Origin of the sequence: Alicyclobacillus contaminans DSM 17975 (assembly GCF_000429525.1) — a bacterium.
Lineage (GTDB): Bacteria > Bacillota > Bacilli > Alicyclobacillales > Alicyclobacillaceae > Alicyclobacillus_A > Alicyclobacillus_A contaminans.
On record NZ_AUCA01000013.1, the window covers coordinates 17,971 to 43,599 of the forward strand.

Genomic DNA, 25,629 nt, shown 5'->3' on the forward strand with positions numbered 1-25,629 from the left:
CCTGTGTCTCGCGACGAGCGCTCAGGGTAGGAGAAGTGAGGTAGGAGTCATGGCAAAGCCGAACGAAAAAGTCGTTGAACGCAAGGGGAAGCGCGCGGGCATCGCGGCCTTTTTTGTGGAAACGTATCACGAACTGCGCCGCGTGCGTTGGCCGGGGCGCAAAGAGGTCGTGAATCTGACGACCGCTGCCTTGCTCGTGTGCTTTGTCATGGGGCTGCTGGTCTGGGCGTTTGACTTGGGCGTCGCGAAACTGCTGTCTTTGATTGGGTTGATTTAGGCTCGGTCAAACGGGGAATACCGTTTACTGAAATGCGGTCTCTGTGCGGCCGGCGCAAAGTTGAAGTCGGGGGGTGCGGGGCATTCCGCCCTCAACATGGATAACCTTGAGAAACAGTGGTATGTGATTCACACGTACTCCGGTTATGAGAACAAGGTCAAAAACAATCTGGAAAGCCGCGTTCAGACCATGGGCATGGAGGACAAGATCTTCCGTGTGCTCGTACCAACCGAGGAAGAGTTGGAGGTCAAGAACGGCAAGAAAAAGGTCGTTCAGCGCAAGGTGTTTCCCGGATACGTCCTCGTGGAAATGATTATGACCGACGACTCTTGGTACGTCGTGCGCAATACGCCCGGTGTAACGGGGTTTGTGGGGTCCGCTGGCGGTGGCTCCAAACCGGTTCCTCTGCTGCCGAACGAGGTTCGCGACATTCTGCGGTCTACCGGCAAAGAGGAAGTGCGGACGCGAGTCGACTACGAGGTTGGGGAAGTTGTGCGCATTGTGGAGGGTCCGTTCGCGGATATGGTTGGCAATGTTGAGGAGATTCACGCGGACCAGCAGAAACTGCGCGTGTTGGTTTCCATGTTTGGCCGCGAGACACCCCTGGAAGTCGACTTCTCACAGGTCGAGAAGCTGTCATAGCTTGAATGCGGCAGATCATAGGGGGAGCAGACTGCTTTCGCCTATTTTCTGTGACGCCCGTTGGGCGTCCATATAGCAGTGCTGTCGTTGGTCGCGAGATGGTCGCGGCGAACGGCGAGTGGGAGGGCGAATGCCCGAAATAACCACGTTACGTGGCAGGGAGGTGGACGTGTTGCCGAAGAAGATTATCAAGGTTGTCAAACTGCAGATTCCTGCAGGGAAGGCCACCCCAGCGCCGCCGGTCGGTCCGGCTCTCGGTCAAGCGCAAGTCGGTAACATCATGGGTTTTTGTAAGGAATTCAACGCGCGCACGGCAGATCAGGTCGGCCTCGTAATTCCTGTTGTGCTGTACGTTTACGAGGACAGGTCCTACACCTTTGACCTGAAGACGCCGCCGGCTGCGGTATTGCTGAAGAAGGCTGCCGGGATTGAGTCCGGTTCGTCCGAGCCGAACAAGAAGAAGGTTGCGACCGTGAAGCGCGCCAAAGTGCGCGAAATCGCGGAACAGAAGATGGCAGACCTGAACGCGGCGACCGTGGAAGCAGCGATGCGGATGGTCGAAGGCACCGCCCGGAGTATGGGTATTCTGATTGAAGACTGACGCGGCAGCGTCAGGCGTGGGAGGCCTCGTGCCGCTCAACCACATGGAGGTGGAAAGAATGGCTCGTATTTCTAAGCGCCGGGCGGCGGCGGAGAAGCTGGTGGACAAGAACAAAATCTACGATCCCGCCGAAGCCATGGCCCTCGTAAAGCAGACGGCGTCTGCGAAGTTCGATGAGACCGTCGAGGTCGCCGTCCGTTTGGGCGTTGACCCGAAAAAGCAAGACCAACAGATCCGCGGTGCGGTGGTCCTGCCGCACGGAACGGGGAAGACGGCACGCGTCCTGGTTTTCGCAAAAGGCGAGAAGGCAAAGGAAGCGGAAGCGGCTGGTGCCGATTATGTCGGCGATGACGACTACATTCAAAAGATTTCGCAGGGATGGTTTGATTTTGACGTGGTCGTCGCAACGCCGGACATGATGGGCGCTGTGGGGCGCCTTGGTCGGGTGTTGGGTCCGAAGGGCCTGATGCCAAACCCGAAAACCGGCACGGTCACCTTCGAGGTGGCGCGCGCAGTGTCGGAAATCAAAGCCGGTAAGATTGAGTATCGCGTGGATCGGCAAGGGAATGTCCACGCACCGATTGGCAAGGCTTCGTTTGAAGCCGAGCAGTTGCTGGAGAACTTCCGCACGCTGATAGATGCGTTGCAGAAGGCGAAGCCGGCTGCAGCCAAGGGGACGTTCTTCCGGAATGTGAGCATTTCCACAACGATGGGCCCTGGCATCAAGGTGAACCCGTTGCGTGTGAGTGCGATTGCGGAGTAATCCTTGATTATGGAACTTGACGACAGCTGTGCAGTCCGTTAGGATAACGGTATTGCATAGATAAGGATGAACCAGAGACAGTAGGTCCAGCGATGGATAATGGGAGACCGCCTACCGAGGTTCGCGACGATAGATGGATATGTCGCGCCCTCCGGTTGGAGTGGCGCGACATTTTTATCGGGAAGGTTCATCCGAAGAGAATGGAAAACGGGAGGTGCGTCCACAGGCATGGCAGTTCGCGAGGAAAAGCAACAACTGGTCCGGGAAATTGCGGATCGACTGACGCGAAGCAAGGCCACCATCGTCACTGACTATCGCGGTCTGACGGTGGCCGAAGTCACTGAACTCCGCAAGCAGTTGCGCGAGGCAGGCATCGAGTACCACGTGTACAAGAACACGCTGACCCGCCGCGCTGCAGCGGAAGCGAATGTGGAAGGCATTGATCAATACCTCACAGGTCCGTCCGCCATTGCGTTTGGATTTGACGATGTGGTGGCTCCGGCGAAGGTTCTGTTCGACTTTGCCAAGAAGCATAAGGCGCTCGAACTGAAGGGCGGTATTGTGGAAGGTCGGGTTGTGACGGCGAAGGAAGTGGAGAGCCTCGCCAGCCTGCCGTCCCGCGAAGGGCTGCTGTCCATGCTGCTCAGCGTCCTGCAGGGGCCGATGCGGAATTTTGCCTACGCGGTCAAGCAGGTTGCAGAAAAGCAGGAAGGTGCCGCCACCGAGTGAGATTGCGGTTTGAAACTTTGGAACGAACATCATAGGAGGCGTTGATAATGGCAAACGAAAAAGTTGCAGGCATTCTGGAAACCATCAAAGGCATGTCTGTTTTGGAACTGAACGACCTGGTCAAGGCCATTGAAGAGGAATTCGGCGTAACGGCGGCTGCTCCGGTGGCTGTGGTTGGCGGCGCTGCAGCAGGCGGCGACACTGCGGATGAGCAGACCGAATTCGACGTCATTCTGGCGAACGCGGGCGCGTCCAAGATCAATGTCATCAAGGTTGTCCGCGAGATCACCGGTCTCGGCCTGAAGGAAGCCAAGGAATTGGTCGATGGCGCGCCGAAGCCGTTGAAGGAGAAGGTTGCGAAGGAAGAGGCGGAAAGCATCAAGGCGAAGCTCGAAGAAGCTGGCGCGACCGTCGAAATCAAGTAATCAAGCTTCCACACCATTGGGCACCCTGCGGAAGGGTGCCTTTTCTGTATCGGCGCAGAGCCCGCCGACTTGACCGTTCATCAGAAATGAGGGATTGGCATGGATGGGAACCACTACTATTCCACAAACCCGAGTTCAGACCGGCGCCCGGGACAGATTTCTGTACGGGTGCGCGGTGTGTCGCTGACGCTGCACACGGACGCGGGCGTGTTCAGCCGCCGGGGGTTGGATTTCGGGACCCGGCTGTTGTTGGAAACTGTGGATCTGGATGCGGCGAGGGAGGTTGTGGACCTCGGCTGCGGCTATGGCGTGGTGGCGGCGGTGCTCGGCCGCGTGTATCCAGAGACACACTGGACATTGGTGGATGTGAATGCCCGCGCGATTGAACTGGCGGAGCAGAATACGCGGCATCTGGGGGATCGGCGTTTGGTGGTGCAGAGCGACGGATTCGCGGAACTGCCTGGGCTGATGGTCGATGCGGTGTTGCTGAATCCCCCCATCCGGGCGGGGAAAGCCGTAGTATACAGATTGTTTGAGGAAGCGAAGGCGCATTTGGTGGACGGTGGGAGTCTGTGGATTGTCATTCAGAAGAAGCAGGGGGCGCCGACAGCGCAGCGGAAGTTGGAAGAACTGTTTTCGGACGTCACCCTGGTGGAGCGCGCATCAGGCTATCACATTTTTCGCGCCGATAAATTGCGCCCTTGACAGTCTTGAAGCCCTTTGATAAAGTTATTCAATGCAAACTCATTTGTAGGTGAAGGAATGAATAAAAATCCTCCACTTTGGCGATAGGTGAATAGTACTGCGTTTTCTGAAAATGTGGTTCCGCTGCGGCCTCATTTCTTTTTTGTTTGATCCTATAGACATTTCAACTTCACATGAGGGGTGACGTATTTGCAGGGACACATGGTCAAGTACGGGTGGCGTGAACGGCGCTCCTATTCGCGCATCCGCGAAGTGCTGGATCTGCCCAACCTCATTGAAATCCAGCAGAAGTCCTACGAATGGTTCCTTCGCGAAGGGCTGCGAGAGATGTTTGCAGACATTTCTCCCATTCAGGACTTCACTGGGAACCTCGTGCTGGAGTTCATTGACTACAGCTTGGGAGAACCGAAGTACGACGTGGAGGAGTGCAAAGAGCGCGACGTTACATATGCGGCGCCGCTTCGTGTGAAAGTTCGTCTGATCAACAAGGAGACGGGCGAGGTCAAGGAACAGGAAGTGTTCATGGGAGACTTCCCGCTCATGACCGAAACGGGTACATTTGTGATCAATGGAGCGGAACGCGTCATTGTCAGCCAATTGGTCCGTTCGCCAAGTGTGTATTATAACAGCAAGATTGACAAGAATGGCAAGCGTACCTTCGCCGCCACAGTCATTCCGAACCGTGGAGCTTGGTTGGAGTTTGAAACCGACGCCAAGGATGTGGTGTACGTTCGCATAGATCGGACGCGCAAACTCCCCATCACGGTTCTTTTGCGTGCGTTGGGCCTCAGCACCGATGCGGAGATTATCAATTTGCTCGGTGAGGATGAGTACCTGCGCAATACGTTGGACAAAGACACAACCGACTCCACGGAACGCGCCCTGGTGGAGATTTACGAGCGGTTACGTCCCGGTGAACCGCCAACGTTGGAGAACGCTCGGGCGCTGTTGGCGTCGCGTTTCTTTGATCCAAAACGCTACGATCTCGCCAGTGTCGGCCGCTATAAGATCAACAAGAAGCTGCACATCAAGAACCGCCTGTTGAATCAGCGGTTGGCCGAGACGCTGGTGGACCTGGACTCCGGTGAAATCATCGCGGAGGCGGGGCAGGTCATCGACCGCCGTCTGTTGGACAAAATCATCCCGGCGTTGGAACGCAACGTCGGCCGTCTGGAGCTGAAGGCTACGCCGGAATTGACCGAAGACGAGGCGATTCGCCTGCAAATGGTGAAGATCTTCAGCCCGGTGGAGGACGGGAAGGTCATCCATGTCATCGGCAATGGATCTATTCCACGCAACGTGAAGCATATCCTGCCTGCTGACATTCTGGCGGCAGTGAGTTATTTCTTCAACTTGCTGCACGGGGTCGGTACGACGGACGATATCGACCATTTGGGCAACCGGCGTCTGCGTTCGGTCGGGGAACTCCTGCAGAACCAATTCCGCATCGGGCTGTCGCGGATGGAGCGGGTGGTCCGCGAGCGGATGTCGATTCAGGATGCCAGTGCCATCACGCCGCAGGCGCTCATCAACATTCGTCCGGTGATTGCGGCCATCAAAGAGTTTTTCGGATCGAGCCAGCTGTCCCAGTTCATGGATCAGACCAACCCGCTGGCGGAGTTGACGCACAAGCGGCGTCTGTCCGCGCTTGGGCCTGGCGGCTTGACCAGGGAACGCGCCGGTTTCGAAGTCCGCGACGTGCACTATTCGCACTATGGGCGGATGTGTCCGATTGAAACGCCGGAAGGTCCGAACATCGGGCTCATCAACTCGCTGTCCACGTACGCGCGGATCAACGAATACGGGTTTATTGAAACACCGTATCGCCGGGTGAATCCGGACACGGGTGAAGTGACGGATCAAATCGATTACCTGACCGCCGACGAAGAGGAAAACTACATCGTGGCACAGGCGAACGCAAAGTTGACCGAGGACAACTTCTTTGCGGAGCAGGAAGTTGTGGCGCGGTATCGCGGCGACATTCTGTCCGTGCCGCGGGAGCGGATTGACTACATGGATGTGTCGCCGAAGCAGGTCGTCTCGGTGGCGACGGCGCTGATTCCATTCCTCGAAAACGACGACGCCAACCGCGCGCTGATGGGTTCGAACATGCAGCGCCAGGCCGTGCCGTTGCTGGTTCCGGACGCTCCTTATGTGGGCACGGGCATGGAACACCAGGCGGCCAAGGATTCCGGGGTTTGCGTGGTGGCGAAACGCGACGGTGTGGTGGAACGCGTCACCGCTCGTGAGATTTGGGTGCGCGCCAAGCATGAAGTGGACGGCAAAGTGGTCTTGGGCGATTTGGATAAATATCACCTGCTGAAGTTTACGCGCTCCAACCAAAACACGTGCATCAACCAGCGCCCGATTGTGTCCGAGGGACAGGAGGTCAAGGCGGGCGACATCATCGCCGACGGGCCGGCAACGGACCAGGGCGAACTGGCGCTCGGACGCAACGTGCTGGTCGCGTTCATGACATGGGAAGGGTACAACTACGAAGACGCCATCCTTCTATCCGAGAAGGTGGTGAAAGAGGACATCTACACCTCCATTCACATTGAGGAATATGAGTTGGAGGCGCGGGATACGAAGCTCGGGCCGGAAGAAATCACTCGCGATATTCCCAACGTGGGCGAGGACGCGCTGCGCAACCTCGACGAACGCGGCATTATCCGGATTGGGGCCGAGATCCAGGCGGGCGACATTCTGGTGGGCAAGGTGACGCCGAAGGGCGTGACCGAGCTGACCGCTGAAGAACGGTTGCTGCATGCCATCTTTGGCGAAAAGGCCCGCGAAGTGCGCGACACGTCGCTGCGGGTGCCGCACGGCGGCGCGGGCATCGTGGTGGACGTGAAGGTGTTCACCCGGGAGAATGGAGACGAGCTGCCGGCGGGTGTGAACCAACTCGTACGCGTCTACATTGCGCAGAAACGGAAGATTTCCGAAGGTGACAAGATGGCGGGCCGCCACGGAAACAAAGGTGTGGTGGCGCGGATTCTGCCGGAAGAGGATATGCCGTTCCTGGCCGATGGAACGCCCGTCCAAATTGTGTTGAATCCGTTGGGCGTGCCTTCCCGCATGAATATCGGGCAGGTGTTGGAAACCCACCTGGGCATGGCCGCCAAGGCGCTCGGAATTCGCATTGCGACGCCGGTGTTCGACGGGGCGCATGCGGAAGACGTGTTCGACACACTGGAGGAAGCGGGGTTTCCGCGGGACGGAAAACAGGTGCTGTACGACGGGCGGACGGGTGAACCGTTCGACAACCGGGTCACCGTCGGATATGTGTACATGTTGAAACTGCATCACCTGGTTGACGATAAAATTCACGCTCGCTCCACCGGTCCGTACTCGCTGGTTACGCAGCAACCGCTCGGCGGTAAAGCGCAATTCGGTGGGCAACGCTTCGGTGAAATGGAAGTGTGGGCGCTCGAGGCATACGGCGCGGCATACACACTGCAGGAGATCCTCACCGTCAAGTCGGACGATGTGGTGGGCCGCGTGAAGACGTACGAAGCCATTGTCAAGGGCGAGAACGTGCCTGAACCCGGCGTGCCGGAGTCGTTCAAGGTGTTGATTAAAGAGCTTCAAAGCCTGGGCATGGACGTCAAGATTCTCAGTGAAGATGAGCAAGAGATCATCATGCGGGAGATGGATGAAGACGAGGACGCGGGAGAGAAGCTGAACCTCAATCTGGAAGCCCACGAGGTGGGAGAGTAACGCCGCGTGAAGGACGCATGATCCTGCACCACGGTCGGCCTGTGGCAAAGCGATAGCGCAGGTTGGACGCGCGTGTCTCGCATCAGGATTCCGTCAGGGGATGCCGCCGGCCCAAGGGGTGCGGGCGGCATGCCTGCAGTGATGAAAGGGAGGGTGCCCCTTGCTGGACGTTAACAACTTTGAGTTCATGAAAATTGGGCTCGCTTCACCGGAGAAGATTCGCTCCTGGTCGCATGGTGAAGTCAAAAAGCCGGAGACCATCAACTACCGAACCCTTCGCCCGGAAAAAGAGGGCCTGTTCTGTGAACGCATTTTTGGTCCTCAACGCGACTGGGAGTGTCATTGCGGCAAATACAAGCGCGTGCGGTACAAGGGTGTTGTCTGTGATCGCTGCGGCGTTGAGGTGACGCGCGCGAAGGTGCGTCGCGAACGGATGGGGCACATTGAACTGGCCGCGCCCGTTTCGCATATCTGGTACTTCAAGGGCATCCCGAGCCGTATGGGTCTCGTCCTGGATATGTCCCCGCGGGCCCTGGAAGAAGTGATTTACTTCGCTTCCTATGTTGTGACGGACCCGGGGGATACGCCGCTGGAGAAAAAGCAATTGCTCAGCGAAAAGGAGTACCGCTCCTACCGCGAGAAATACGGATACGCGTTCGAAGCCGGCATGGGCGCGGAAGCCATCAAGAAGCTGCTGGTGGATATCGACCTGGACAAAGAGGTCGAGCTCCTGAAGGAAGAACTGCGGACCGCGCAGGGGCAGCGGCGGAACCGCGCCATCAAGCGGCTGGAGGTCCTCGAAGCGTTCCGGACGTCCGGCAATGAGCCGAGCTGGATGATTCTCGAGGCCCTGCCGGTGATTCCGCCCGACCTGCGGCCGATGGTGCAGTTGGACGGTGGACGGTTCGCAACGTCCGACCTGAATGACCTGTATCGGCGGGTGATTAACCGAAACAACCGCCTGAAGCGGTTGTTGGATCTGGGCGCGCCCGACATCATTGTGCAGAACGAGAAGCGCATGCTTCAGGAGGCGGTCGACGCCCTGATTGACAACGGTCGTCGTGGACGTCCGGTCACCGGCCCCGGCAACCGCCCGTTGAAATCCCTGTCGCACATGCTGAAGGGGAAACAGGGGCGGTTCCGTCAGAACCTGCTCGGTAAGCGCGTGGACTACTCCGGCCGTTCCGTCATCGTGGTGGGACCGGAACTGCGCATGTACCAGTGCGGTCTGCCGAAGGAAATGGCGCTGGAGCTGTTCAAGCCGTTTGTTATGAAGGAATTGGTGGCCCGCGGATTGGCGCATAACATCAAGAGCGCGAAGCGGAAAGTGGAGCGTGTGTCGCCGGAAGTGTGGGACGTGGTGGAGGATGTCATCAAGGAACACCCGGTTCTGCTCAATCGCGCCCCCACGCTGCACCGTCTGGGTATTCAGGCGTTTGAACCGGTGTTGGTGGAGGGCCGCGCCATCAAACTGCACCCGTTGGTGTGCACCGCCTATAACGCGGACTTCGACGGGGACCAAATGGCCGTGCACGTTCCGCTCTCCGCGGAAGCGCAGGCTGAGGCGCGTTTGTTGATGTTGGCGGCACACAACATTCTCAACCCGAAAGATGGCAAGCCCGTGGTCACGCCGACCCAGGACATGGTCCTTGGGCCGTACTATCTGACCATCGAAATTCCGGGAGCGAAGGGCGAAGGCAACGTCTATGCCGATCCGGACGAGGTGTTGTACGCCTATCAGCAGGGGCTGATTGACGTTCACGCCCGGGTCGCTTTGCCGGCTCGTTCTCTCGGGAAGACGTCGTTCACAGCGGCGCAGCAGGATGCCATGCTGATCACGACGGCCGGGAAGCTGATTGTGAACGAAATTTTCCCGAAGGACTTCCCGTACCTGCACAGCGGCAGCAAGCAGAACCTGTTGGTTGGCACGCCGGACGAGACGTTTGTGTTTGAGAAGGGTGTCAATCTGCGGGAGCGCATTCAGCAGCGCCCGATTCCGAAGGCCATCATCAAGAAGGACCTGGGAAATATTCTGGCCGAGTGCTTCCGGAGATATGGCACCACCATGACGTCGGAAATCCTCGACCGCGTCAAGCGGCTCGGGTTCCATTACTCCGCGCAGGCGGGCATCACCATCTCCGTCGCAGACATTGTTGTGCCGGAGCAAAAGGCGACCATCATCGCCGAGGCGGAGGCCAAAGATCGGAAATTGGTCCAACAGTACCGCCGAGGCCTGATCACGGACGAAGAGAAGTACGTCTCGTTCAGTCAAATCTGGAGCGAGGCGAAGGAACGCCTGTCCGAGACGTTGATGGAAAGCATGGACGAGTTGAACCCGATTTACATGATGGCCACCTCCGGTGCCCGCGGGAGCAATTCGCAGATCACGCAGCTGGCTGGTATGCGCGGATTGATGGCGAACCCGTCCGGCGAGATCATTCAGATGCCCATTAAGTCCAACTTCCGTGAGGGTCTGTCGGTGTTGGAGTACTTCATTTCCACCCACGGGGCCCGGAAGGGCTTGGCGGACACGGCGCTGCGGACGGCGGACTCTGGATACCTCACCCGACGGTTGGTCGACGTGGCGCAGGACACGATTGTACGCCAGATTGACTGCGGCACCGACAAAGGGCTGCGCGTGGCGGAGATCCGGGATGGTCGAGAGGTCATCGAAGATCTGTATGATCGCCTGGAGGGCCGCGTGGCGTTCCAGGATGTGTACCATCCGGAGACGGGCGAAAAACTGGTGTCCAAGAACGAGTTGATTGACGCGGCGACCGCAACACGTATCGTGGAAGCGGGCATCAAGGAAGTGTACATCCGCTCCGTGCTCACCTGCCGCACGCGCCACGGCGTCTGCGTGAAGTGCTACGGCAAGAACCTTGCGACGGGCAAGATGGTGGAAATCGGCGAAGCAGTCGGTATCATTGCCGCTCAGTCCATCGGTGAGCCGGGTACGCAGTTGACGATGCGCACGTTCCACACCGGCGGCGTCGCCGGCGACGACATCACCCAAGGTTTGCCGCGTATCCAAGAGCTGTTCGAGGCGCGCAACCCGAAGGGTCAGGCCGTCATCGCGGAATTCGACGGTGTCATCAGCGAAATTCGCGAAACCAAGGACAAGCGGGAAATCGAAGTCACCGGCGAATCGGAGACGAAGGTGTACGCCATTCCGTACGGATCGCGCGTTCGTGTCAGCCTGAACCAGCGGGTGGAGGCGGGCGACGAACTGACGGAAGGCTCGGTGGACCCGAAGGAGATGCTCCGGGTCAAAGGCCTGCAGGGCGTGCAGAACTACCTGCTGCGCGAAGTGCAGCGCGTCTACCGGCTGCAAGGCGTGGACATCAACGACAAGCACGTGGAGGTCATGGTGCGCCAGATGCTGCGCAAGGTGCGCGTGCTCGATGCCGGCGACACCGACCTGCTGCCCGGAACCTATGCGGACCTGTTCGATTATGAAGAGGCCAACCGCAAGGTCCTGCTGGAAGGCAAGGAACCAGCCGTGGCCCGTCCGGCGCTGCTCGGTATCACGAAAGCGTCGCTGGAAACCGACTCGTTCCTGTCGGCCGCGTCCTTCCAGGAGACCACCCGCGTGCTCACGGAGGCCGCCATCAAGGGCAAGGTGGACCGCCTGCTCGGCCTGAAGGAGAACGTGATCATCGGCAAGCTCATCCCTGCCGGAACGGGGATGTCTCGGTATCGCCACGTGGAGATCACGAGCGAGGACGATCCGCAGCCAAACGCCAACGACGAGGTTTCCGACGAGGCGGTCACCGTCGAATAAAAGCATCTGCCTTGGGATCCACCGTTGGCCAGGGCCGCCCGGCTTCGGCTGGGCGGCCGCGCTTTGGCCGCCGGTCGGACCGCGGAAGTTTTACACTTTCAAGTTGACAGCCCGTTCTACAGGGTGATAGAATCTTTGAGTGTGCCATGAGCATGGGTGTTTATTCTGGGGGAGGCTTTTGCGATGTCACTCGATCGCATACGCCTGGCGAAAAAGCGGACGATTGGGACCAATCAAACCACAAAGGCGCTCCAGCAAGCTGCGGCGAAGGTCCTGTACGTTGCGCGGGACGCGGAGTCGCGGGTGACCACGCCGGTGATCGCATTGGCGCGGGAGCAGGGCGTTGCGGTGGAATGGGTGGACACCATGCGTCAGCTCGGAAAGGCTTGTGGCATCGAGGTTGGAGCGGCAATGGCTGCCATCATCGAAGAATAAACGTCAAACGACGAACGGCGGAGGAACCGGGGCAACCCGTGTTTGTCTACTCTTTTTATGCCAAAGTGTGAACCACCAGGCTCTGTGGACTTGATGACATCCGCTGTTCTTGAAATGTTGGAAGGAGGTGCAGTGATGCCGACCATTAATCAGCTTGTACGCAAAGGGCGCAAGGCGGTGGAGAAGAAATCGACGGCTCCGGCACTGCAAAAGGGATATAACAGCTTTTTGAAGGATCAGACGGACCTTCCGTCTCCTCAGAAGCGCGGCGTGTGCACGCGTGTGGGCACGATGACGCCGAAAAAGCCGAACTCCGCGCTGCGTAAGTACGCTCGTGTGCGTCTGACGAACCAAATCGAGGTGACTGCGTACATCCCGGGGATTGGCCACAACCTGCAGGAGCACTCCGTGGTGCTCGTTCGCGGCGGCCGTGTCAAGGACCTGCCGGGTGTTCGCTATCACATTGTCCGCGGGGCGCTTGACACCGCGGGTGTGAAAGACCGGATGCAAGGTCGCTCCAAGTACGGCGCGAAGCGCCCGAAGAAGAAGTGACCACGTTTCAATGAGAAATCCGGTGCAACCGGATGGCGTGCGGACGGCGCGGGGTACGCCCTGCGCTGTACCTTGGTGTGAAAGGAGGCATTTTCGTTGCCACGGAAAGGTCCTGTTCCAAAACGTGACGTGATGCCGGACCCGATTTACGGGAACAAGATGGTGACGCGTCTGATTAACAAGGTGATGCTCGACGGTAAGCGCGGCACGGCGCAACAAATCGTGTACGGCGCGTTTGATGAAATCCGTCAACGCACCAACAAAGACCCGATGGAAGTCTTCGAAGAAGCGATGCGGAATGTGATGCCGGTGTTGGAAGTCAAGGCGCGCCGCGTCGGCGGCTCCAACTACCAGGTGCCGGTGGAAGTTCGGCCGGAGCGCCGCATCACACTCGGTCTGCGTTGGTTGGTGAACTACGCTCGTCTGCGCGGCGAGAAGACGATGGTCCAGAAACTGGCCAACGAGCTGCTCGACGCGGCGAACAACACGGGCGGCGCTGTGAAGAAGAAGGAAGATACACACCGGATGGCCGAAGCCAACAAGGCGTTCGCGCACTACCGCTGGTAGGACTGCGGGGATCCGGAAGGAGGGTGCTTTTTGGCACGTCAGTTTCCGTTAGAGAAAACGCGTAACATCGGAATTATCGCGCACATTGATGCCGGTAAGACGACCACGACGGAGCGCATCCTCTTTTACACGGGCCGCGTGCACAAGATTGGCGAAGTCCATGAAGGTGCAGCGACGATGGACTGGATGGTGCAGGAGCAGGAACGGGGTATCACCATTACCTCTGCTGCAACCACCGCTCAGTGGAAGGGCCACCGCATCAACATCATCGACACGCCGGGCCACGTCGATTTCACGGTCGAAGTGGAGCGCTCCCTGCGCGTCCTGGACGGCGCGTCGGCGGTGTTTGATGCGAAAGGTGGCGTGGAACCACAGTCGGAAACGGTCTGGCGCCAGGCCGATAAGTACAAGGTTCCGCGGATTGCGTATGTCAACAAGATGGACATCATCGGCGCAGACTTCCTCGGCACGGTTCAACAAATGAGGGAGCGCCTCGGTGCCAATGCCGTGCCGATTCAACTGCCGATTGGCGCGGAAGACACCTTTGTCGGCATGGTGGACCTGGTTGAAATGAAGGCCATCATCTACACCGACGACCTCGGTACGACATCGGAAGCGCGCGATATCCCAGAGGATATGCGCGAGCTGGCGGAGGAGTATCGGGCGAAGCTGCTCGAAGCGTGTGCGGAAGTTGATGAGGACCTGATGATGAAATACCTGGAGGGTGAAGAAATCACCGTCGAGGAAATCAAGGCCGCGCTGCGCAAGGGGACGTGCTCGGTGCAACTGTTCCCGGTGCTGTGCGGATCGTCTTACCGGAACAAAGGGGTTCAGCCGATGCTGGACGCGGTCGTCGACTATCTGCCGTCGCCGCTGGATGTTCCGGCCATCAAGGGCGTGACAGCAGACGGCGAGACGGTGGAGAGCCCGTCTTCGGACGACGCTCCGTTCGCTGCGCTGGCGTTCAAAATCATGACCGATCCGTTTGTTGGGAAGTTGTCCTTCTTCCGCGTGTACTCGGGCACGCTGTCGAGCGGGTCATACGTCCTCAACTCGAACAAGGGCAAGCGCGAACGCGTCGGCCGCATCGTGCAGATGCACGCGAATCACCGTGAGGAAATTGAAACGGTGTACGCCGGCGACATCGCGGCGGCGGTCGGTTTGAAGGACACGACCACCGGGGATACGCTGTGCGACGAGAAGCATGTGATCATTCTCGAGTCCATGGAATTCCCGGATCCGGTTATCGACATTTCCGTCGAGCCCAAGACCAAAGCGGACCAAGATAAGCTGGGCGTTGCGTTGAGCAAGCTGGCGGAAGAAGATCCGACGTTCCGGACCTTCACGGATCCGGAGACGGGTCAGACCATCATCTCCGGTATGGGTGAGCTTCACCTGGAGATCATCATCGACCGCTTGAAGCGCGAGTTCAAGGTCGAATGCAATACCGGCGCGCCGCAGGTTGCCTACAAGGAGACCATCACCAAGCGGGTCGAACAGGAAGGCAAGTTTGTGCGGCAGTCCGGTGGGCGCGGGCAATACGGCCACGTCAAGATCATCCTGGAGCCGCTCGAACGCGGGCAGGGTTACGTCTTCGAGAACAAGATTGTCGGCGGTGCCATTCCGAAGGAATACATCCCGGCGGTCGACGAAGGCATCCAGGAAGCCATGCAGAACGGCGTCATCGCTGGTTACCCGATGCTCGACGTGAAGGTCACGCTGTTTGACGGTAGTTACCACGACGTCGACTCCTCGGAAATGGCGTTTAAGATCGCCGGTTCCATGGCGTTGAAGCAAGGCGCTGCCAAGGCGGATCCGGTGCTGCTGGAACCCATCATGAAGGTGGAGGTCACGGTTCCGGAAGAGTACATGGGCGACATCATGGGCGACATCAACTCTCGCCGAGGCCGCGTCGAAGGTATGGAGCCGCGCGCGAACGCGCAGGTCATTCGCGGCTACGTGCCACTGGCTGAGATGTTTGGTTACTCCACGAGTTTGCGTTCCAGGACGCAGGGCCGCGGAACGTTCTCGATGGTGTTCCATTCATATGAAGAAGTACCCAAGAATATTGCCCAAACCATCATCGCCAAGAATAAGGGCGAATAAGGACAAGGAGTGAATTGTTCATGGCAAAAGCTAAGTTTGATCGCAGCAAGCCGCACGTAAACGTGGGCACGATTGGTCACGTCGACCATGGCAAGACGACGCTGACGGCTGCCATCACCACTGTTCAGGCTGCGAAGGGTAAGGCTCAGGCGCAGAAGTACGACGAAATCGACAAGGCTCCGGAAGAACGTGAACGCGGTATTACCATCAACACCGCGCACGTCGAGTACGAAACCGATGCTCGTCACTATGCGCACGTGGACTGCCCGGGCCACGCTGACTATGTCAAGAACATGATCACCGGTGCTGCTCAGATGGACGGCGCAATCCTGGTTGTGTCCGCGGCTGACGGCCCGATGCCGCAGACCCGTGAACACATCCTTCTGTCCCGTCAAGTCGGTGTGCCGTACTTGGTCGTCTTCCTGAACAAGTGCGACATGGTCGACGACGAAGAGCTCTTGGAACTGGTTGAGATGGAAGTTCGCGAGCTGCTGAACGAGTACGAATTCCCTGGCGACGAAGTGCCGGTCATCCGCGGTTCCGCGTTGAAGGCGCTCGAAGGGGATCCGGAATACGTCAAGAAGATTGAAGAGCTGATGGAGGCGGTCGACAACTACATCCCGACGCCGGAACGCGATACCGACAAGCCGTTCTTGATGCCGGTCGAAGACGTGTTCACCATCACCGGCCGCGGTACCGTTGCCACCGGTCGTGTGGAACGCGGTACGCTGAAGGTTGGCGACGAAGTGGAAATCGTCGGTCTGGCTGAAGAGAGCCGCAAGACGGTTGCCACGGGTATTGAGATGTTCCGCAAGCTGCTCGATTCTGCGCAAGCTGGCGACAACATTGGCGCACTGCTGCGCGGTATTGAACGCAAGGACGTAGAACGCGGGCAAGTTTTGGTCAAGCCTGGCTCCATCAAGCCACACACCACCTTCAAGGCTGAGGTGTACGTGCTGACGAAGGAAGAAGGCGGTCGTCATACCCCGTTCTTCAACGGCTACCGTCCGCAGTTCTACTTCCGCACCACCGACGTGACGGGCGTTGTCAAACTGCCGGAAGGCACCGAAATGGTGATGCCTGGCGACAACATCACGATGGATGTGGAATTGATTGCGCCGATTGCGTTGGAAGAAGGTACCCGCTTCGCAATTCGCGAAGGTGGTCGCACGGTCGGTGCGGGCGTGGTCAGCGCCATCACGAAGTAATCCGCAGACGTCAACAACTGAATGCGGTGAGGGGCAGGGCATTGGCTCTGCCCCTGTTTGTTTGGTGTGATCGAGCGGAGATGACTGCCAGTTGGGGCGCCGCACTTGTTTTCTTAGAAAACGTCTAGTATAATCTCGAATGTTGGTCTCTGACAGCGGTGAGGCGAAAGGTTGCTCATGTGTCCTCAGCCATATGGGGCACCAATGAGGGAATTTTCGCGGAGCATGTCCAAACATTGGGCGACGAAGGAGGGAAACATATGGCGAAGCAAAAGATTCGCATCCGGCTGAAGGCGTATGATCATCAAATTCTCGATCAGTCCGCAGAAAAGATTGTGGACACGGCGAAGCGTTCCGGAGCGCAGGTGTCCGGGCCGATTCCGCTGCCGACCGAGAAGCAGATCATCACCATTTTGCGGGCACCCCACAAGTACAAGGATTCCCGCGAACAGTTCGAAATGCGTACACACAAGCGCATGATTGACATCCACAATCCGACGCCGCAGACGGTGGACTCGCTGATGCGTTTGGATTTGCCGTCCGGCGTTGATATTGAAATCAAACTGTGATTGAAGCCGCGCCCAGAGTGACACGCTCGGCGCAGTTGTGATACGTGTGATGAATGTATGAGGAGGTGCGCATATGAAAGGCATTCTGGGGCGGAAATTGGGTATGACCCAAGTGTTCACGGAAGACGGGACGGTTATCCCGGTGACCGTGATTGAAGCAGGCCCCTGCATTGTGTTGCAGAAGAAGGATGCGGCGACCGACGGTTACACCGCGGTGCAGCTCGGGTTCGGCGACAAGAAGCAGAACCGGGCCACCAAGGCGGAACAGGGTCACGCACAAAAAGCCAACACCGCTGCAAAACGCTATGTGCGCGAATTGAGAGACGTCGACCTGACGCAGTACGAAGTCGGCCAACAGCTGGGTGCTGACGTGTTCGCGGCTGGCGAAATCGTGGACGTCATCGGCACTTCCAAGGGGAAGGGCTACGCGGGTCCCATCAAGCGCCATAACCAGGCGCGTGGTCCGATGGCGCACGGTTCGAAGTACCACCGGGGCGTAGGTTCGCTCGGTGCGATTGCGCCGAACCGCGTGTTCAAGGGCCAGACGATGGCTGGCCGCATGGGCGGCGTGCGGACGACGGTGCAGAACCTTGAGGTTGTGCGCGTCGACGCGGATCGCAATCTGTTGTTGGTGAAAGGTGCAGTGCCAGGGCCGAAGAACTCGTTTGTGACGATTCGGTCTGCGGTGAAGAAGAGCAAGTGATTGAAGATGGAGAGAAAGGAGGCAGACGCATGCCGAAAGTAGCGGTTTACAACATGAACGCTGAGCAAGTCGGAGAAATCGAGCTGGATGAACGCCTGTTCGGAGCCGCGATTCGTCCGGATTTGATGCATGACGTGGTTCTGATGTATCTGGCTGGGCAGCGGCAGGGCACCCACAAGGTGAAGGGGCGTTCCGAAGTCCGCGGCGGCGGCCGCAAGCCGTGGCGTCAAAAAGGCACAGGGCGCGCCCGTCAGGGCAGCACACGGGCTCCGCAGTGGGTTGGCGGTGGCACGGTGTTTGGTCCCACGCCGCGCAGCTATAAATACAAACTGCCGAAAAAGGTGCGTCGGCTGGCGTTGTACAGTGCGCTGAGCTCCAAAGTTGACGCGGGTCGCCTGGTGGTTCTGGAGGATCTGCAGGTTCCGGAAATTAAAACGAAACACATGGCTGCGTTGCTTAAGAAATTCAACCTGCAAAAGGCTCTGATTGTAGATGCGGAGAAGCAGGAAAGCGCGGCGTTGTCGGCGCGCAATCTGCCGAATGTGAAGTACACGGACGCCAACGGTGTGAACGTGTATGACTTGCTGCGCCACGACCATCTGGTCCTGACGACGGCTGCGATTCAAAAGGTGCAGGAGGTGTTCGCGTAATGGATCCGCGTGACCTCATCAAGCGCCCGGTGATCACGGAGCGTTCGACGGAACTGATGGAGCAGGGAAAGTACGTGTTTGAAGTGGACCGGCGGTCGAACAAGACGGAAATTCGCCAGGCCGTTGAGAAACTGTTCGGTGTGAAGGTGGAGTCGGTCAATACGCTGCGCGTTCCCGGCAAGAAAAAGCGCGTCGGCCGTCATGTTGGCTACACGTCCGAACGGAAAAAGGCGATTGTCAAACTGACGCCGGATTCCAAGCCGATTGAGATCTTTAATTCGTAATCCTGACTTGCCAAGGTAAAGGAGGTTGTCCCGGTGGGTATTAAAAAATACCGCCCCACCTCTCCTGGCCGGCGCTTCATGTCCGTCTCGACGTTCGAAGAAATCACGACGGATCAGCCGGAAAAGTCGCTGCTGGCTCCGCTGCCGAAGCGGGCTGGCCGCAACCACCAGGGGAAGATCACGGTTCGCCACCACGGTGGTGGGCACAAGCGGCAATACCGCATCATTGACTTCAAGCGCAACAAGGACGGAATTCCGGCCAAGGTTGCGACCATTGAATACGATCCGAACCGTTCCGCGCGGATTGCGCTGCTGCACTATGTGGACGGCGAAAAACGGTACATCTTGGCGCCTCATACCCTCAAGGTTGGGGACACCGTCATTTCCGGCAGCGGCGTGGATATTCGCGTGGGGAACGCGTTGCCGTTGGCTGACATTCCGGTCGGTACCACAATTCACAACATCGAGTTGAAGCCGGGCAAGGGCGGTCAGTTGGCACGTGCTGCCGGCGCGTATGCGCAGCTGATGGCGAAAGAAGGCGCGTATGCGAACATTCGCCTATCCTCTGGCGAGATGCGGCTGGTGCGTTTGGAGTGCCGCGCGACCATCGGACAGGTCGGCAACCTGGATCACGAAAACGTGAATATTGGTAAGGCTGGCCGATCCCGTTGGTTGGGTCGCCGTCCGACGGTTCGCGGTGTTGTCATGAACCCGGTTGACCACCCGCACGGCGGTGGCGAAGGTCGCGCGCCGGTTGGTCGCAAGTCGCCGATGTCCCCGTGGGGCAAGCCGACGTTGGGTAAGAAGACCCGGAAGAAGAACAAGGAATCCGACAAATACATTGTGCGCCGCCGCAAGAAGTAAGTGCGGTCTGAAACGGTGTTTGATGGGGATTCACGGTGGAAGGAGGTCGTATCATGGGGCGTTCGCTGAAGAAAGGCCCGTTTGTGGATGACCATCTCATGAAGAAGGTCGAGGCGCTGAACGCGTCCGGCGAAAAGCGCGTGATCAAGACTTGGTCTCGGCGTTCGACGATTTTCCCGCAGTTCGTCGGTCACACGTTCGGTGTTCACGATGGACGGAAACATGTGCCGGTATATGTAACGGAGGACATGGTGGGCCACAAGCTCGGAGAGTTTGCACCGACCCGTACGTTCAAGGGGCACGCTGGCGACGAGAAGTCCTCGCGTTCCCGGTAATCACGCCTAATGGAAAGGAGGATGTGGCATGGAAGCAACACAAACGCGCGCGCGCGCAAAGTACATTCGCATTGCACCGCGGAAGGTTCGCCTGGTCGTTGACCTGATTCGCGGCAAGCGGGTTTCGGAAGCGTTGGCGATTCTCAAGCTGACCCCGCGTGGTGCGTCGCCGGTGGTGGAGAAGGTATTGAAATCTGCCATCGCCAATGCCGAGAACAACCACAACATGGATGTGAATCGGCTGTTCATTAAGGAAATCTACGTGGATCCGGGTCCGACCCTGAAGCGGTTCCACCCACGCGCGCAAGGTCGTGCGTACAGCATCATGAAGCGTACCAGTCATATCACCGTCGTGGTGGCGGAGAAGTAAGGAGGGATAAACGGCATGGGTCAAAAAGTAAACCCTGTAGGTCTGCGGATTGGCATCATTCGGGACTGGCAGTCCAAGTGGTTCGCTGGCAAAAAGGACTATCAGGACCTGCTGCACGAAGACCTGCAGATTCGCAAGTTCATCGCCAATCGGCTGAAGGACGCTGCCGTTGCGCATGTGGATATTGAACGGGCGGCCAACCGCATCAATGTCATCATCAACACCGCGAAGCCGGGTATGGTCATTGGTAAGGGCGGCGCCGAAGTGGATGCGCTGCGCAATCAACTGAACGCGTTGACCGGGAAGCGGGTGCACATCTCCATATCCGAGATCAAGGCACCGGATTTGACGGCGCAGTTGGTGGCGGAAAACATCGCAGGGCAGCTGGAACGCCGCGTGTCTTTCCGGCGCGCGATGAAGCAGGCGATTCAACGCACCATGCGCGCGGGGGCCAAAGGGGTTCGCGTGCAGGTGTCCGGACGCTTGGGCGGTGCGGAAATCGCTCGGACAGAAGGCTATTCCGAAGGGACGGTTCCTCTTCACACACTGCGGGCGGATATCGACTACGCGTTGGCGGAAGCGCACACCACGTATGGCCGCATTGGTGTGAAGGTATGGATTTATCGCGGCGAAGTACTTCCGCAGCGGCCGCGCCAAGGTGCCGAGGAAGGAGGAAAGTAAACCATGTTGATGCCAAAGCGGGTTAAACACCGCAAGGAACATCGCGGACGCATGACGGGCCAGTCCAAGGGCGGCAATGAAGTGACCTTTGGACAGTATGGCTTGCAGGCGTTGGAACCTGCATGGATTACCAACCGTCAGATTGAAGCAGCCCGTATCGCCATGACGCGTTACATCCGCCGTGGCGGTAAGGTTTGGATTAAGATTTTCCCGAGCAAACCGGTCACCCAGAAGCCGGCGGAAACCCGTATGGGTAGCGGTAAGGGCTCTCCGGAAAAATGGGTTGCCGTTGTCAAGCCGGGGCGGATTTTGTTTGAGCTGGCTGGTGTGAGCGAAGAAGTGGCGCGGGAAGCGATGCGCCTTGCTGCACACAAGCTGCCGATTAAAACGAAGTTTGTTCTTCGTGAAGAGGTAGGTGGTGAGGCGGATGAAAGCTAACGAACTTCGCGGACTGTCGACCGAGGAAATCGAAAGCCGCATTGATCAGTTGAAAGACGAGTTGTTCAACCTCCGCTTCCAGCTCGCCACCGGTCAGTTGGAGAATCCCATGCGGATTCGCCAGGTGCGCAAGGACATTGCGCGGGCGAAAACGATTCTCAAGCAGCGTGAATTGGGCATCGGTTGAGCGTTAAGAGGTGAACGTGGTGAGTCAGGAAGGAGGTTTTTCGATGGAACGCAACTATCGCAAGGTGCGCGTGGGCAAGGTCGTCAGTGACAAGATGGATAAGACCATCGTGGTAGCTGTCGAGGAGAACGTGAAGCACCCGCTGTACGGCAAGACGATTCGCCGGACCAAGAAGTTCAAGGCGCATGACGAGAACAACGAGGCGAAAATCGGCGATACCGTGCGCATCATGGAGACGCGCCCGCTGAGCAAGGAAAAGCGCTGGCGTTTGGTCGAGATTGTCGAGAAAGCTGTTGTGATTTAATCTTCCCGACAGGAAGGAGGCTGCTCCCGTGATTCAACCTCAAACGAGACTGGTTGTGGCGGACAACACGGGCGCTAAGGAAATCATGTGTTTCCGCGTGCTCGGTGGCTCGAACCGCAAGACGGCGAACATTGGCGACATCATTGTCGCATCGGTTAAGAGTGCAACACCCGGCGGCGTTGTCAAGAAGGGCGATGTCGTGAAGGCTGTGATTGTCCGGAGCCGCCGCGGTGTGCGTCGGAACGACGGCAGCTACATTCGCTTTGACGAAAATGCAGCGGTCATCATTCGAGAGGACAAGAGCCCGCGCGGTACCCGTATCTTCGGGCCCGTGGCGCGTGAACTGCGCGATCGGGATTTCATGAAGATCATCTCCTTGGCGCCGGAAGTGCTGTAATTCCCCGGTGTGCGAGGAGTTCAGCCCGCGCGGTGAGGCGCGCGGCAGATACTGTGTTTCGAGTGGCAGGGGCCTCGAGAGCCCGCGTTGCGAGGAGGTGTCGACAAGTGCCGAAGCTACACGTGAAAAAGGGTGACAAAGTCGTCGTCATTGCTGGCAAAGACAAGTCGAAGACTGGCACCGTGCTCGCGGTGTTCCCGAAGGAACAGCGCGTTCTGGTGGAGGGCGTGAACATCGTGAAGCGCCACACCAAGCCGAATCCGGCGAATCCGGAAGGCGGCATTATCGAAAAGGAAGCGCCGATTCACGTTTCAAACGTGTTGCACGTAGATCCGAAGACGGGAGAGCCGACTCGGATTGGGCGGAAAGTGTTGGAGGACGGTACAAAGGTCCGTTACGCGAAAAAGTCTGGCGAAGTGATTGACTAGTAGCCAGGTGAAAGGAGGGCTCACTGTGTCCCGGTTGCAGGAGCACTACAAGAATCACGTGGTGGGGGAACTGATGAAGAAGTTCAACTACACCACTGTGATGCAGGTGCCTCGAATTGAGAAAGTGGTTGTGAATCTCGGCCTGGGTGAGGCCGTTCAAAATCCAAAGGTGATTGATTCTGCGGTGGAAGACCTGGTGGCCATCACCGGTCAACGCCCGGTCGTCACCCGCGCGAAGAAGTCGATTGCGCAGTTCCGCGTTCGCCAGGGGATGCCCATTGGCGTCAAGGTGACACTGCGCGGGGAGCGGATGTTCCACTTCCTGGACAAGTTGATGAACGTTGCGCTGCCGCGGGTTCGCGACTTCCGCGGTGTATCTCCGAAGGCGTTTGACGGCCGCGGAAATTACACGCTGGGTCTGCGCGAGCAGCTGATTTTCCCTGAGATTGAATACGACAAGGTCGACAAGGTTCGCGGTATGGAAGTGGTGGTCGTCACGACGGCCAACACCGACGAGGAAGCGCGTGAACTGTTGGCATTGATGGGCATGCCGTTCCGGCAGGCGTGAGAACGCAGATTGAATGTGGGAGGGACGATGACTTGGCGAAAAAATCCATGATTGCGAAAGCAAACCGGCCCGCAAAGTTCAGCACACGAGCGTACACGCGCTGCCGCATCTGCGGGCGTCCGCACTCGGTGCTTCGCAAGTTCGGCATTTGCCGCATCTGTTTCCGGAACTTGGCCTACAAAGGCCAGTTGCCCGGCGTGAAAAAGGCGAGCTGGTAATCCGGCTCGTACGGAAGGAGGTTACGTTTCATGGTTATGACTGACCCTATCGCCGACATGCTTGCCCGGATTCGCAACGCCAATCTGGTGGGCCACGAAAAGGTCGAGATTCCATCTTCGAAGGTGAAGCGCGCGATTGCGGAAATCCTGAAGAATGAGGGTTTCGTTCGCGACGCGGAATTTATTGACGACGACAAGCAGGGTGTCATCCGCCTGTTTTTGAAATACGGCAAGAATCAAGAACGCGTCATCACCGGACTGAAGCGGATCAGCAAACCGGGGCTGCGCGTGTACGTGAACCATGACAACATTCCGCGCGTGCTGGGTGGTCTCGGTGTGGCCATCATCTCCACGTCGAAGGGGATTGTCACCGACCGGGAAGCTCGGAAGCTGCACGTGGGTGGAGAGGTTCTCTGCTACATCTGGTAAACACGGGGAACAGAACGGAGGTGTAAGCATGTCCCGTATTGGTAAGAAGCCAATTCCGGTTCCAGCCGGTGTTGAAGTGAAGTTGGACGGTACGGCCATCACGGTGAAGGGTCCGAAGGGGACGCTCACCCGCAATCTTCACCCGGACATGAAGGTCACGGTGAACGGACAGGAAATCCTGGTGGAACGGCCGAGTGATGACAAGCTGCATCGCAGCCTGCACGGCACCACCCGCAGTGTGATTGCCAACATGGTTGAAGGTGTGAGCAACGGATTTTCCAAGAGCCTCGACCTGGTCGGCGTGGGTTATCGCGCTGCCAAGAGTGGCAGCACAGTGACGCTGTCGCTGGGATTCTCGCACCCGGTTGTGCTTGAGAACGTTCCGGGGATTGAGGTGGAAGTACCGGCTCCGACAAAGTTGGTCATCAAGGGCATTGACAAGGAACTGGTCGGCATTTACGCGGCGAAGGTGCGTGCTATCCGTAAGCCCGAACCGTACAAGGGCAAAGGGATCAAGTACGAAGATGAGGTCATTCGCCGCAAGGTCGGTAAGACTGGTAAGAAATAAGGCTGGTTGAGAGAAAGGAGTGACACGGCATGATTACCAAAGTTGACCGGAATGAAGCCCGGAAACGCCGCCACCTGCGGGTGCGCAAGCGTGTTTCGGGGAATGCGGACCGCCCGCGACTGAACGTGTATCGTTCGAACAAACACATCTACGCCCAGGTCATCGACGACGTGAGCGGAACCACTTTGGTGAGCGCGTCCACGCTGGACAAGGAGCTGCGCGACGCGGTGAGCAACGGCGGAAATGTGGAAGCGGCTCGCAAAGTGGGAGAACTGGTCGCGAAGCGCGCTTTGGAGAAGGGTCTGAAGTCGGTCGTGTTTGACCGCGGTGGCTATTTGTACCACGGGCGCGTGCAGGCATTGGCAGACGCCGCGCGCGAAGCGGGGCTGGAATTCTAATCAGAGAGGAAGGTGTTCTTGTGCGCATAGATCCGAATCAACTCGAGCTGTCTGAGAAAGTTGTGTCGGTCAATCGCGTGGCGAAGGTTGTCAAGGGCGGACGTCGTTTCTCCTTCTCCGCGCTGGTGGTTGTCGGCGACGGCAACGGTTACGTTGGCGCCGGACTGGGCAAGGCTCAGGAAGTGCCCGACGCCATTCGAAAAGGGATTGAAGACGCGAAGAAAAACCTGATTCACGTTCCGATGAAGCACACGAGCATTCCGCATGAGACGCTCGGTCATTTCGGGGCTGGTCGGGTTCTGCTGAAGCCGGCGCCGGCAGGTTCCGGAGTGATTGCCGGCGGTCCGGTGCGCGCGGTGCTGGAGCTCGCCGGTATCAAGGACATTGCGACCAAGTCGCTCGGATCGAACAATCCCATCAACATGGTCCACGCGACGCTCGATGCGCTCAAGCAGTTGAAGCGCGCGGAAGAAGTGGCGCGGCTGCGCGGCAAGAGTGTCGAAGAAATTCTCGGTTAGGAGGGTTGAACATGGCGAAAAAATTGCAAATCACGCTCATCCACAGCCCTATCGGCCGACCGGAAAATCAACGCAAGACGGCGTTTGCGCTGGGCCTCCGGAAGTTGCATCAAACCGTGGTACGCCAGGACACGCCGGTGATTCGCGGAATGGTGAACCGGATTTCCCATTTGGTGTCCGTTCAGGAAGTAGAAGCAGAGTAACCA

At 58.2% G+C, this 25,629-nt stretch carries 34 protein-coding genes and 1 other annotated feature; all 34 genes read left to right on the top strand.

The genetic code is table 11. From position 1 onward, the window contains the following. Window positions 1-49: 49 nt before the first annotated feature. The 34 genes from secE (at window position 50) to rpmD (ending at window position 25,626) form a co-directional block, all read left to right on the top strand. Entirely contained in the window at window positions 50-277 is a 228-nt protein-coding gene (secE, locus tag G463_RS0107005) for a preprotein translocase subunit SecE (protein WP_026974593.1), read from the top strand. A 96-nt stretch (window positions 278-373) separates the two neighbouring features. Further along, entirely contained in the window at window positions 374-919 is a 546-nt protein-coding gene (nusG, locus tag G463_RS0107010; protein ID WP_026974594.1) for a transcription termination/antitermination protein NusG, read from the top strand. Between the two features lie 172 nt (window positions 920-1,091). After that, complete coding sequence (rplK, locus tag G463_RS0107015; RefSeq protein ID WP_026974595.1) at window positions 1,092-1,520, top strand: 50S ribosomal protein L11; 429 nt, start codon at window positions 1,092-1,094, stop codon at window positions 1,518-1,520. A 58-nt stretch (window positions 1,521-1,578) separates the two neighbouring features. After that, window positions 1,579-2,283, top strand: a complete 705-nt coding sequence (rplA, locus tag G463_RS0107020; RefSeq protein WP_026974596.1) for a 50S ribosomal protein L1 — start codon at window positions 1,579-1,581, stop codon at window positions 2,281-2,283. A gap of 53 nt (window positions 2,284-2,336) precedes the next feature. Further along, window positions 2,337-2,468 (top strand) — a sequence feature (ribosomal protein L10 leader region). A 43-nt stretch (window positions 2,469-2,511) separates the two neighbouring features. Next, window positions 2,512-3,012: a 50S ribosomal protein L10 gene (gene rplJ / locus G463_RS0107025; protein ID WP_026974597.1), complete on the top strand. Its 501-nt coding sequence runs from the start codon at window positions 2,512-2,514 to the stop codon at window positions 3,010-3,012. 47 nt (window positions 3,013-3,059) lie between these two features. Then, window positions 3,060-3,437 (top strand): 50S ribosomal protein L7/L12, encoded by a 378-nt coding sequence (gene rplL, locus G463_RS0107030; RefSeq protein ID WP_026974598.1) that lies wholly within the window; start codon window positions 3,060-3,062, stop codon window positions 3,435-3,437. A gap of 99 nt (window positions 3,438-3,536) precedes the next feature. Then, window positions 3,537-4,142, top strand: coding sequence for a class I SAM-dependent methyltransferase (locus tag G463_RS0107035; RefSeq protein WP_026974599.1), 606 nt, complete (start codon window positions 3,537-3,539; stop codon window positions 4,140-4,142). Window positions 4,143-4,343: 201 nt separating this feature from the next. Continuing rightward, window positions 4,344-7,862 carry a DNA-directed RNA polymerase subunit beta gene (gene rpoB / locus G463_RS0107040; RefSeq protein ID WP_425387061.1) on the top strand — a complete coding sequence of 1,173 codons (3,519 nt, stop codon included), beginning with the start codon at window positions 4,344-4,346 and terminating at the stop codon, window positions 7,860-7,862. 160 nt (window positions 7,863-8,022) lie between these two features. Next, on the top strand, window positions 8,023-11,646 hold the full coding sequence (rpoC, locus tag G463_RS0107045; protein WP_026974601.1) for a DNA-directed RNA polymerase subunit beta': 3,624 nt from the start codon (window positions 8,023-8,025) through the stop codon (window positions 11,644-11,646). A 183-nt stretch (window positions 11,647-11,829) separates the two neighbouring features. Next, a complete protein-coding gene (locus tag G463_RS0107050) occupies window positions 11,830-12,081 on the top strand; it encodes a ribosomal L7Ae/L30e/S12e/Gadd45 family protein (RefSeq protein WP_026974602.1) in 252 nt (83 codons plus the stop codon). A 135-nt stretch (window positions 12,082-12,216) separates the two neighbouring features. Next, window positions 12,217-12,633, top strand: a complete 417-nt coding sequence (gene rpsL, locus G463_RS0107055; RefSeq protein ID WP_026974603.1) for a 30S ribosomal protein S12 — start codon at window positions 12,217-12,219, stop codon at window positions 12,631-12,633. A 96-nt stretch (window positions 12,634-12,729) separates the two neighbouring features. Next, window positions 12,730-13,200 (top strand): 30S ribosomal protein S7, encoded by a 471-nt coding sequence (rpsG, locus tag G463_RS0107060; protein ID WP_026974604.1) that lies wholly within the window; start codon window positions 12,730-12,732, stop codon window positions 13,198-13,200. Window positions 13,201-13,230: 30 nt separating this feature from the next. Then, a complete protein-coding gene (fusA, locus tag G463_RS0107065; protein ID WP_026974605.1) occupies window positions 13,231-15,306 on the top strand; it encodes an elongation factor G in 2,076 nt (691 codons plus the stop codon). 20 nt (window positions 15,307-15,326) lie between these two features. Beyond that, the gene (gene tuf, locus G463_RS0107070; protein ID WP_026974606.1) at window positions 15,327-16,514 is read left to right on the top strand and encodes an elongation factor Tu; all 1,188 of its coding nucleotides are present in this window, start codon (window positions 15,327-15,329) and stop codon (window positions 16,512-16,514) included. 260 nt (window positions 16,515-16,774) lie between these two features. After that, window positions 16,775-17,083, top strand: a complete 309-nt coding sequence (rpsJ, locus tag G463_RS0107075) for a 30S ribosomal protein S10 (protein WP_026974607.1) — start codon at window positions 16,775-16,777, stop codon at window positions 17,081-17,083. A gap of 73 nt (window positions 17,084-17,156) precedes the next feature. Continuing rightward, the gene (gene rplC / locus G463_RS0107080; RefSeq protein ID WP_026974608.1) at window positions 17,157-17,786 is read left to right on the top strand and encodes a 50S ribosomal protein L3; all 630 of its coding nucleotides are present in this window, start codon (window positions 17,157-17,159) and stop codon (window positions 17,784-17,786) included. Window positions 17,787-17,815: 29 nt separating this feature from the next. Beyond that, complete coding sequence (gene rplD / locus G463_RS0107085; protein ID WP_026974609.1) at window positions 17,816-18,436, top strand: 50S ribosomal protein L4; 621 nt, start codon at window positions 17,816-17,818, stop codon at window positions 18,434-18,436. Next, a complete protein-coding gene (gene rplW, locus G463_RS0107090; protein ID WP_026974610.1) occupies window positions 18,436-18,720 on the top strand; it encodes a 50S ribosomal protein L23 in 285 nt (94 codons plus the stop codon). The genes rplD and rplW overlap by 1 nt, the downstream gene beginning before the upstream one ends. A 33-nt stretch (window positions 18,721-18,753) precedes the next feature. After that, complete coding sequence (gene rplB / locus G463_RS0107095) at window positions 18,754-19,584, top strand: 50S ribosomal protein L2 (RefSeq protein ID WP_026974611.1); 831 nt, start codon at window positions 18,754-18,756, stop codon at window positions 19,582-19,584. A 53-nt stretch (window positions 19,585-19,637) separates the two neighbouring features. Beyond that, the gene (gene rpsS, locus G463_RS0107100; protein ID WP_026964700.1) at window positions 19,638-19,919 is read left to right on the top strand and encodes a 30S ribosomal protein S19; all 282 of its coding nucleotides are present in this window, start codon (window positions 19,638-19,640) and stop codon (window positions 19,917-19,919) included. A 28-nt stretch (window positions 19,920-19,947) separates the two neighbouring features. After that, on the top strand, window positions 19,948-20,289 hold the full coding sequence (gene rplV, locus G463_RS0107105) for a 50S ribosomal protein L22 (protein WP_026974612.1): 342 nt from the start codon (window positions 19,948-19,950) through the stop codon (window positions 20,287-20,289). Between the two features lie 15 nt (window positions 20,290-20,304). Beyond that, entirely contained in the window at window positions 20,305-20,970 is a 666-nt protein-coding gene (gene rpsC, locus G463_RS0107110) for a 30S ribosomal protein S3 (RefSeq protein ID WP_026974613.1), read from the top strand. 3 nt (window positions 20,971-20,973) lie between these two features. Next, complete coding sequence (gene rplP / locus G463_RS0107115; RefSeq protein ID WP_026974614.1) at window positions 20,974-21,408, top strand: 50S ribosomal protein L16; 435 nt, start codon at window positions 20,974-20,976, stop codon at window positions 21,406-21,408. Continuing rightward, window positions 21,398-21,595, top strand: a complete 198-nt coding sequence (rpmC, locus tag G463_RS0107120; protein WP_026974615.1) for a 50S ribosomal protein L29 — start codon at window positions 21,398-21,400, stop codon at window positions 21,593-21,595. Before rplP ends, rpmC begins: the two co-directional genes overlap by 11 nt. Window positions 21,596-21,638: 43 nt before the next feature. Continuing rightward, a complete protein-coding gene (gene rpsQ / locus G463_RS0107125) occupies window positions 21,639-21,899 on the top strand; it encodes a 30S ribosomal protein S17 (RefSeq protein ID WP_026964695.1) in 261 nt (86 codons plus the stop codon). Window positions 21,900-21,927: 28 nt separating this feature from the next. Continuing rightward, on the top strand, window positions 21,928-22,296 hold the full coding sequence (gene rplN / locus G463_RS0107130) for a 50S ribosomal protein L14 (protein ID WP_026974616.1): 369 nt from the start codon (window positions 21,928-21,930) through the stop codon (window positions 22,294-22,296). 107 nt (window positions 22,297-22,403) lie between these two features. Next, a complete protein-coding gene (gene rplX / locus G463_RS0107135; protein ID WP_026974617.1) occupies window positions 22,404-22,724 on the top strand; it encodes a 50S ribosomal protein L24 in 321 nt (106 codons plus the stop codon). 25 nt (window positions 22,725-22,749) lie between these two features. Further along, window positions 22,750-23,292: a 50S ribosomal protein L5 gene (rplE, locus tag G463_RS0107140; protein WP_026974618.1), complete on the top strand. Its 543-nt coding sequence runs from the start codon at window positions 22,750-22,752 to the stop codon at window positions 23,290-23,292. Window positions 23,293-23,324: 32 nt separating this feature from the next. After that, on the top strand, window positions 23,325-23,510 hold the full coding sequence (locus G463_RS0107145; RefSeq protein ID WP_026964691.1) for a type Z 30S ribosomal protein S14: 186 nt from the start codon (window positions 23,325-23,327) through the stop codon (window positions 23,508-23,510). A 30-nt stretch (window positions 23,511-23,540) separates the two neighbouring features. Then, window positions 23,541-23,939 (top strand): 30S ribosomal protein S8, encoded by a 399-nt coding sequence (gene rpsH / locus G463_RS0107150; RefSeq protein WP_026974619.1) that lies wholly within the window; start codon window positions 23,541-23,543, stop codon window positions 23,937-23,939. A 28-nt stretch (window positions 23,940-23,967) separates the two neighbouring features. Beyond that, window positions 23,968-24,507, top strand: coding sequence for a 50S ribosomal protein L6 (gene rplF / locus G463_RS0107155; RefSeq protein ID WP_026974620.1), 540 nt, complete (start codon window positions 23,968-23,970; stop codon window positions 24,505-24,507). Between the two features lie 29 nt (window positions 24,508-24,536). Further along, entirely contained in the window at window positions 24,537-24,905 is a 369-nt protein-coding gene (gene rplR, locus G463_RS0107160) for a 50S ribosomal protein L18 (RefSeq protein ID WP_026974621.1), read from the top strand. Window positions 24,906-24,925: 20 nt separating this feature from the next. Next, window positions 24,926-25,423, top strand: a complete 498-nt coding sequence (gene rpsE / locus G463_RS0107165; RefSeq protein ID WP_026974622.1) for a 30S ribosomal protein S5 — start codon at window positions 24,926-24,928, stop codon at window positions 25,421-25,423. A gap of 11 nt (window positions 25,424-25,434) precedes the next feature. Next, window positions 25,435-25,626 (top strand): 50S ribosomal protein L30, encoded by a 192-nt coding sequence (rpmD, locus tag G463_RS0107170; RefSeq protein WP_026974623.1) that lies wholly within the window; start codon window positions 25,435-25,437, stop codon window positions 25,624-25,626. Window positions 25,627-25,629: the final 3 nt, after the last annotated feature.

Coding starts and splice junctions, on each gene's coding strand:
- tuf (WP_026974606.1), top strand. CDS start 15,327: ATGGCAAAAGCTAAGTTTGATCGCAGCAAGCCGCACGTAAACGTGGGC.
- rplP (WP_026974614.1), top strand. CDS start 20,974: ATGTTGATGCCAAAGCGGGTTAAACACCGCAAGGAACATCGCGGACGC.
- rpsQ (WP_026964695.1), top strand. CDS start 21,639: ATGGAACGCAACTATCGCAAGGTGCGCGTGGGCAAGGTCGTCAGTGAC.
- rplD (WP_026974609.1), top strand. CDS start 17,816: ATGCCGAAAGTAGCGGTTTACAACATGAACGCTGAGCAAGTCGGAGAA.
- rpoB (WP_425387061.1), top strand. CDS start 4,344: ATGGTCAAGTACGGGTGGCGTGAACGGCGCTCCTATTCGCGCATCCGC.
- G463_RS0107035 (WP_026974599.1), top strand. CDS start 3,537: ATGGATGGGAACCACTACTATTCCACAAACCCGAGTTCAGACCGGCGC.
- rpmD (WP_026974623.1), top strand. CDS start 25,435: ATGGCGAAAAAATTGCAAATCACGCTCATCCACAGCCCTATCGGCCGA.
- rpsL (WP_026974603.1), top strand. CDS start 12,217: ATGCCGACCATTAATCAGCTTGTACGCAAAGGGCGCAAGGCGGTGGAG.
- rpmC (WP_026974615.1), top strand. CDS start 21,398: ATGAAAGCTAACGAACTTCGCGGACTGTCGACCGAGGAAATCGAAAGC.
- rplW (WP_026974610.1), top strand. CDS start 18,436: ATGGATCCGCGTGACCTCATCAAGCGCCCGGTGATCACGGAGCGTTCG.
- rplF (WP_026974620.1), top strand. CDS start 23,968: ATGTCCCGTATTGGTAAGAAGCCAATTCCGGTTCCAGCCGGTGTTGAA.
- secE (WP_026974593.1), top strand. CDS start 50: ATGGCAAAGCCGAACGAAAAAGTCGTTGAACGCAAGGGGAAGCGCGCG.
- rplL (WP_026974598.1), top strand. CDS start 3,060: ATGGCAAACGAAAAAGTTGCAGGCATTCTGGAAACCATCAAAGGCATG.
- rpsH (WP_026974619.1), top strand. CDS start 23,541: ATGGTTATGACTGACCCTATCGCCGACATGCTTGCCCGGATTCGCAAC.
- rpsJ (WP_026974607.1), top strand. CDS start 16,775: ATGGCGAAGCAAAAGATTCGCATCCGGCTGAAGGCGTATGATCATCAA.
- rplJ (WP_026974597.1), top strand. CDS start 2,512: ATGGCAGTTCGCGAGGAAAAGCAACAACTGGTCCGGGAAATTGCGGAT.
- nusG (WP_026974594.1), top strand. CDS start 374: ATGGATAACCTTGAGAAACAGTGGTATGTGATTCACACGTACTCCGGT.
- rplC (WP_026974608.1), top strand. CDS start 17,157: ATGAAAGGCATTCTGGGGCGGAAATTGGGTATGACCCAAGTGTTCACG.
- rpsS (WP_026964700.1), top strand. CDS start 19,638: ATGGGGCGTTCGCTGAAGAAAGGCCCGTTTGTGGATGACCATCTCATG.
- rplR (WP_026974621.1), top strand. CDS start 24,537: ATGATTACCAAAGTTGACCGGAATGAAGCCCGGAAACGCCGCCACCTG.
- rpsC (WP_026974613.1), top strand. CDS start 20,305: ATGGGTCAAAAAGTAAACCCTGTAGGTCTGCGGATTGGCATCATTCGG.
- rplA (WP_026974596.1), top strand. CDS start 1,579: ATGGCTCGTATTTCTAAGCGCCGGGCGGCGGCGGAGAAGCTGGTGGAC.
- G463_RS0107050 (WP_026974602.1), top strand. CDS start 11,830: ATGTCACTCGATCGCATACGCCTGGCGAAAAAGCGGACGATTGGGACC.
- rplV (WP_026974612.1), top strand. CDS start 19,948: ATGGAAGCAACACAAACGCGCGCGCGCGCAAAGTACATTCGCATTGCA.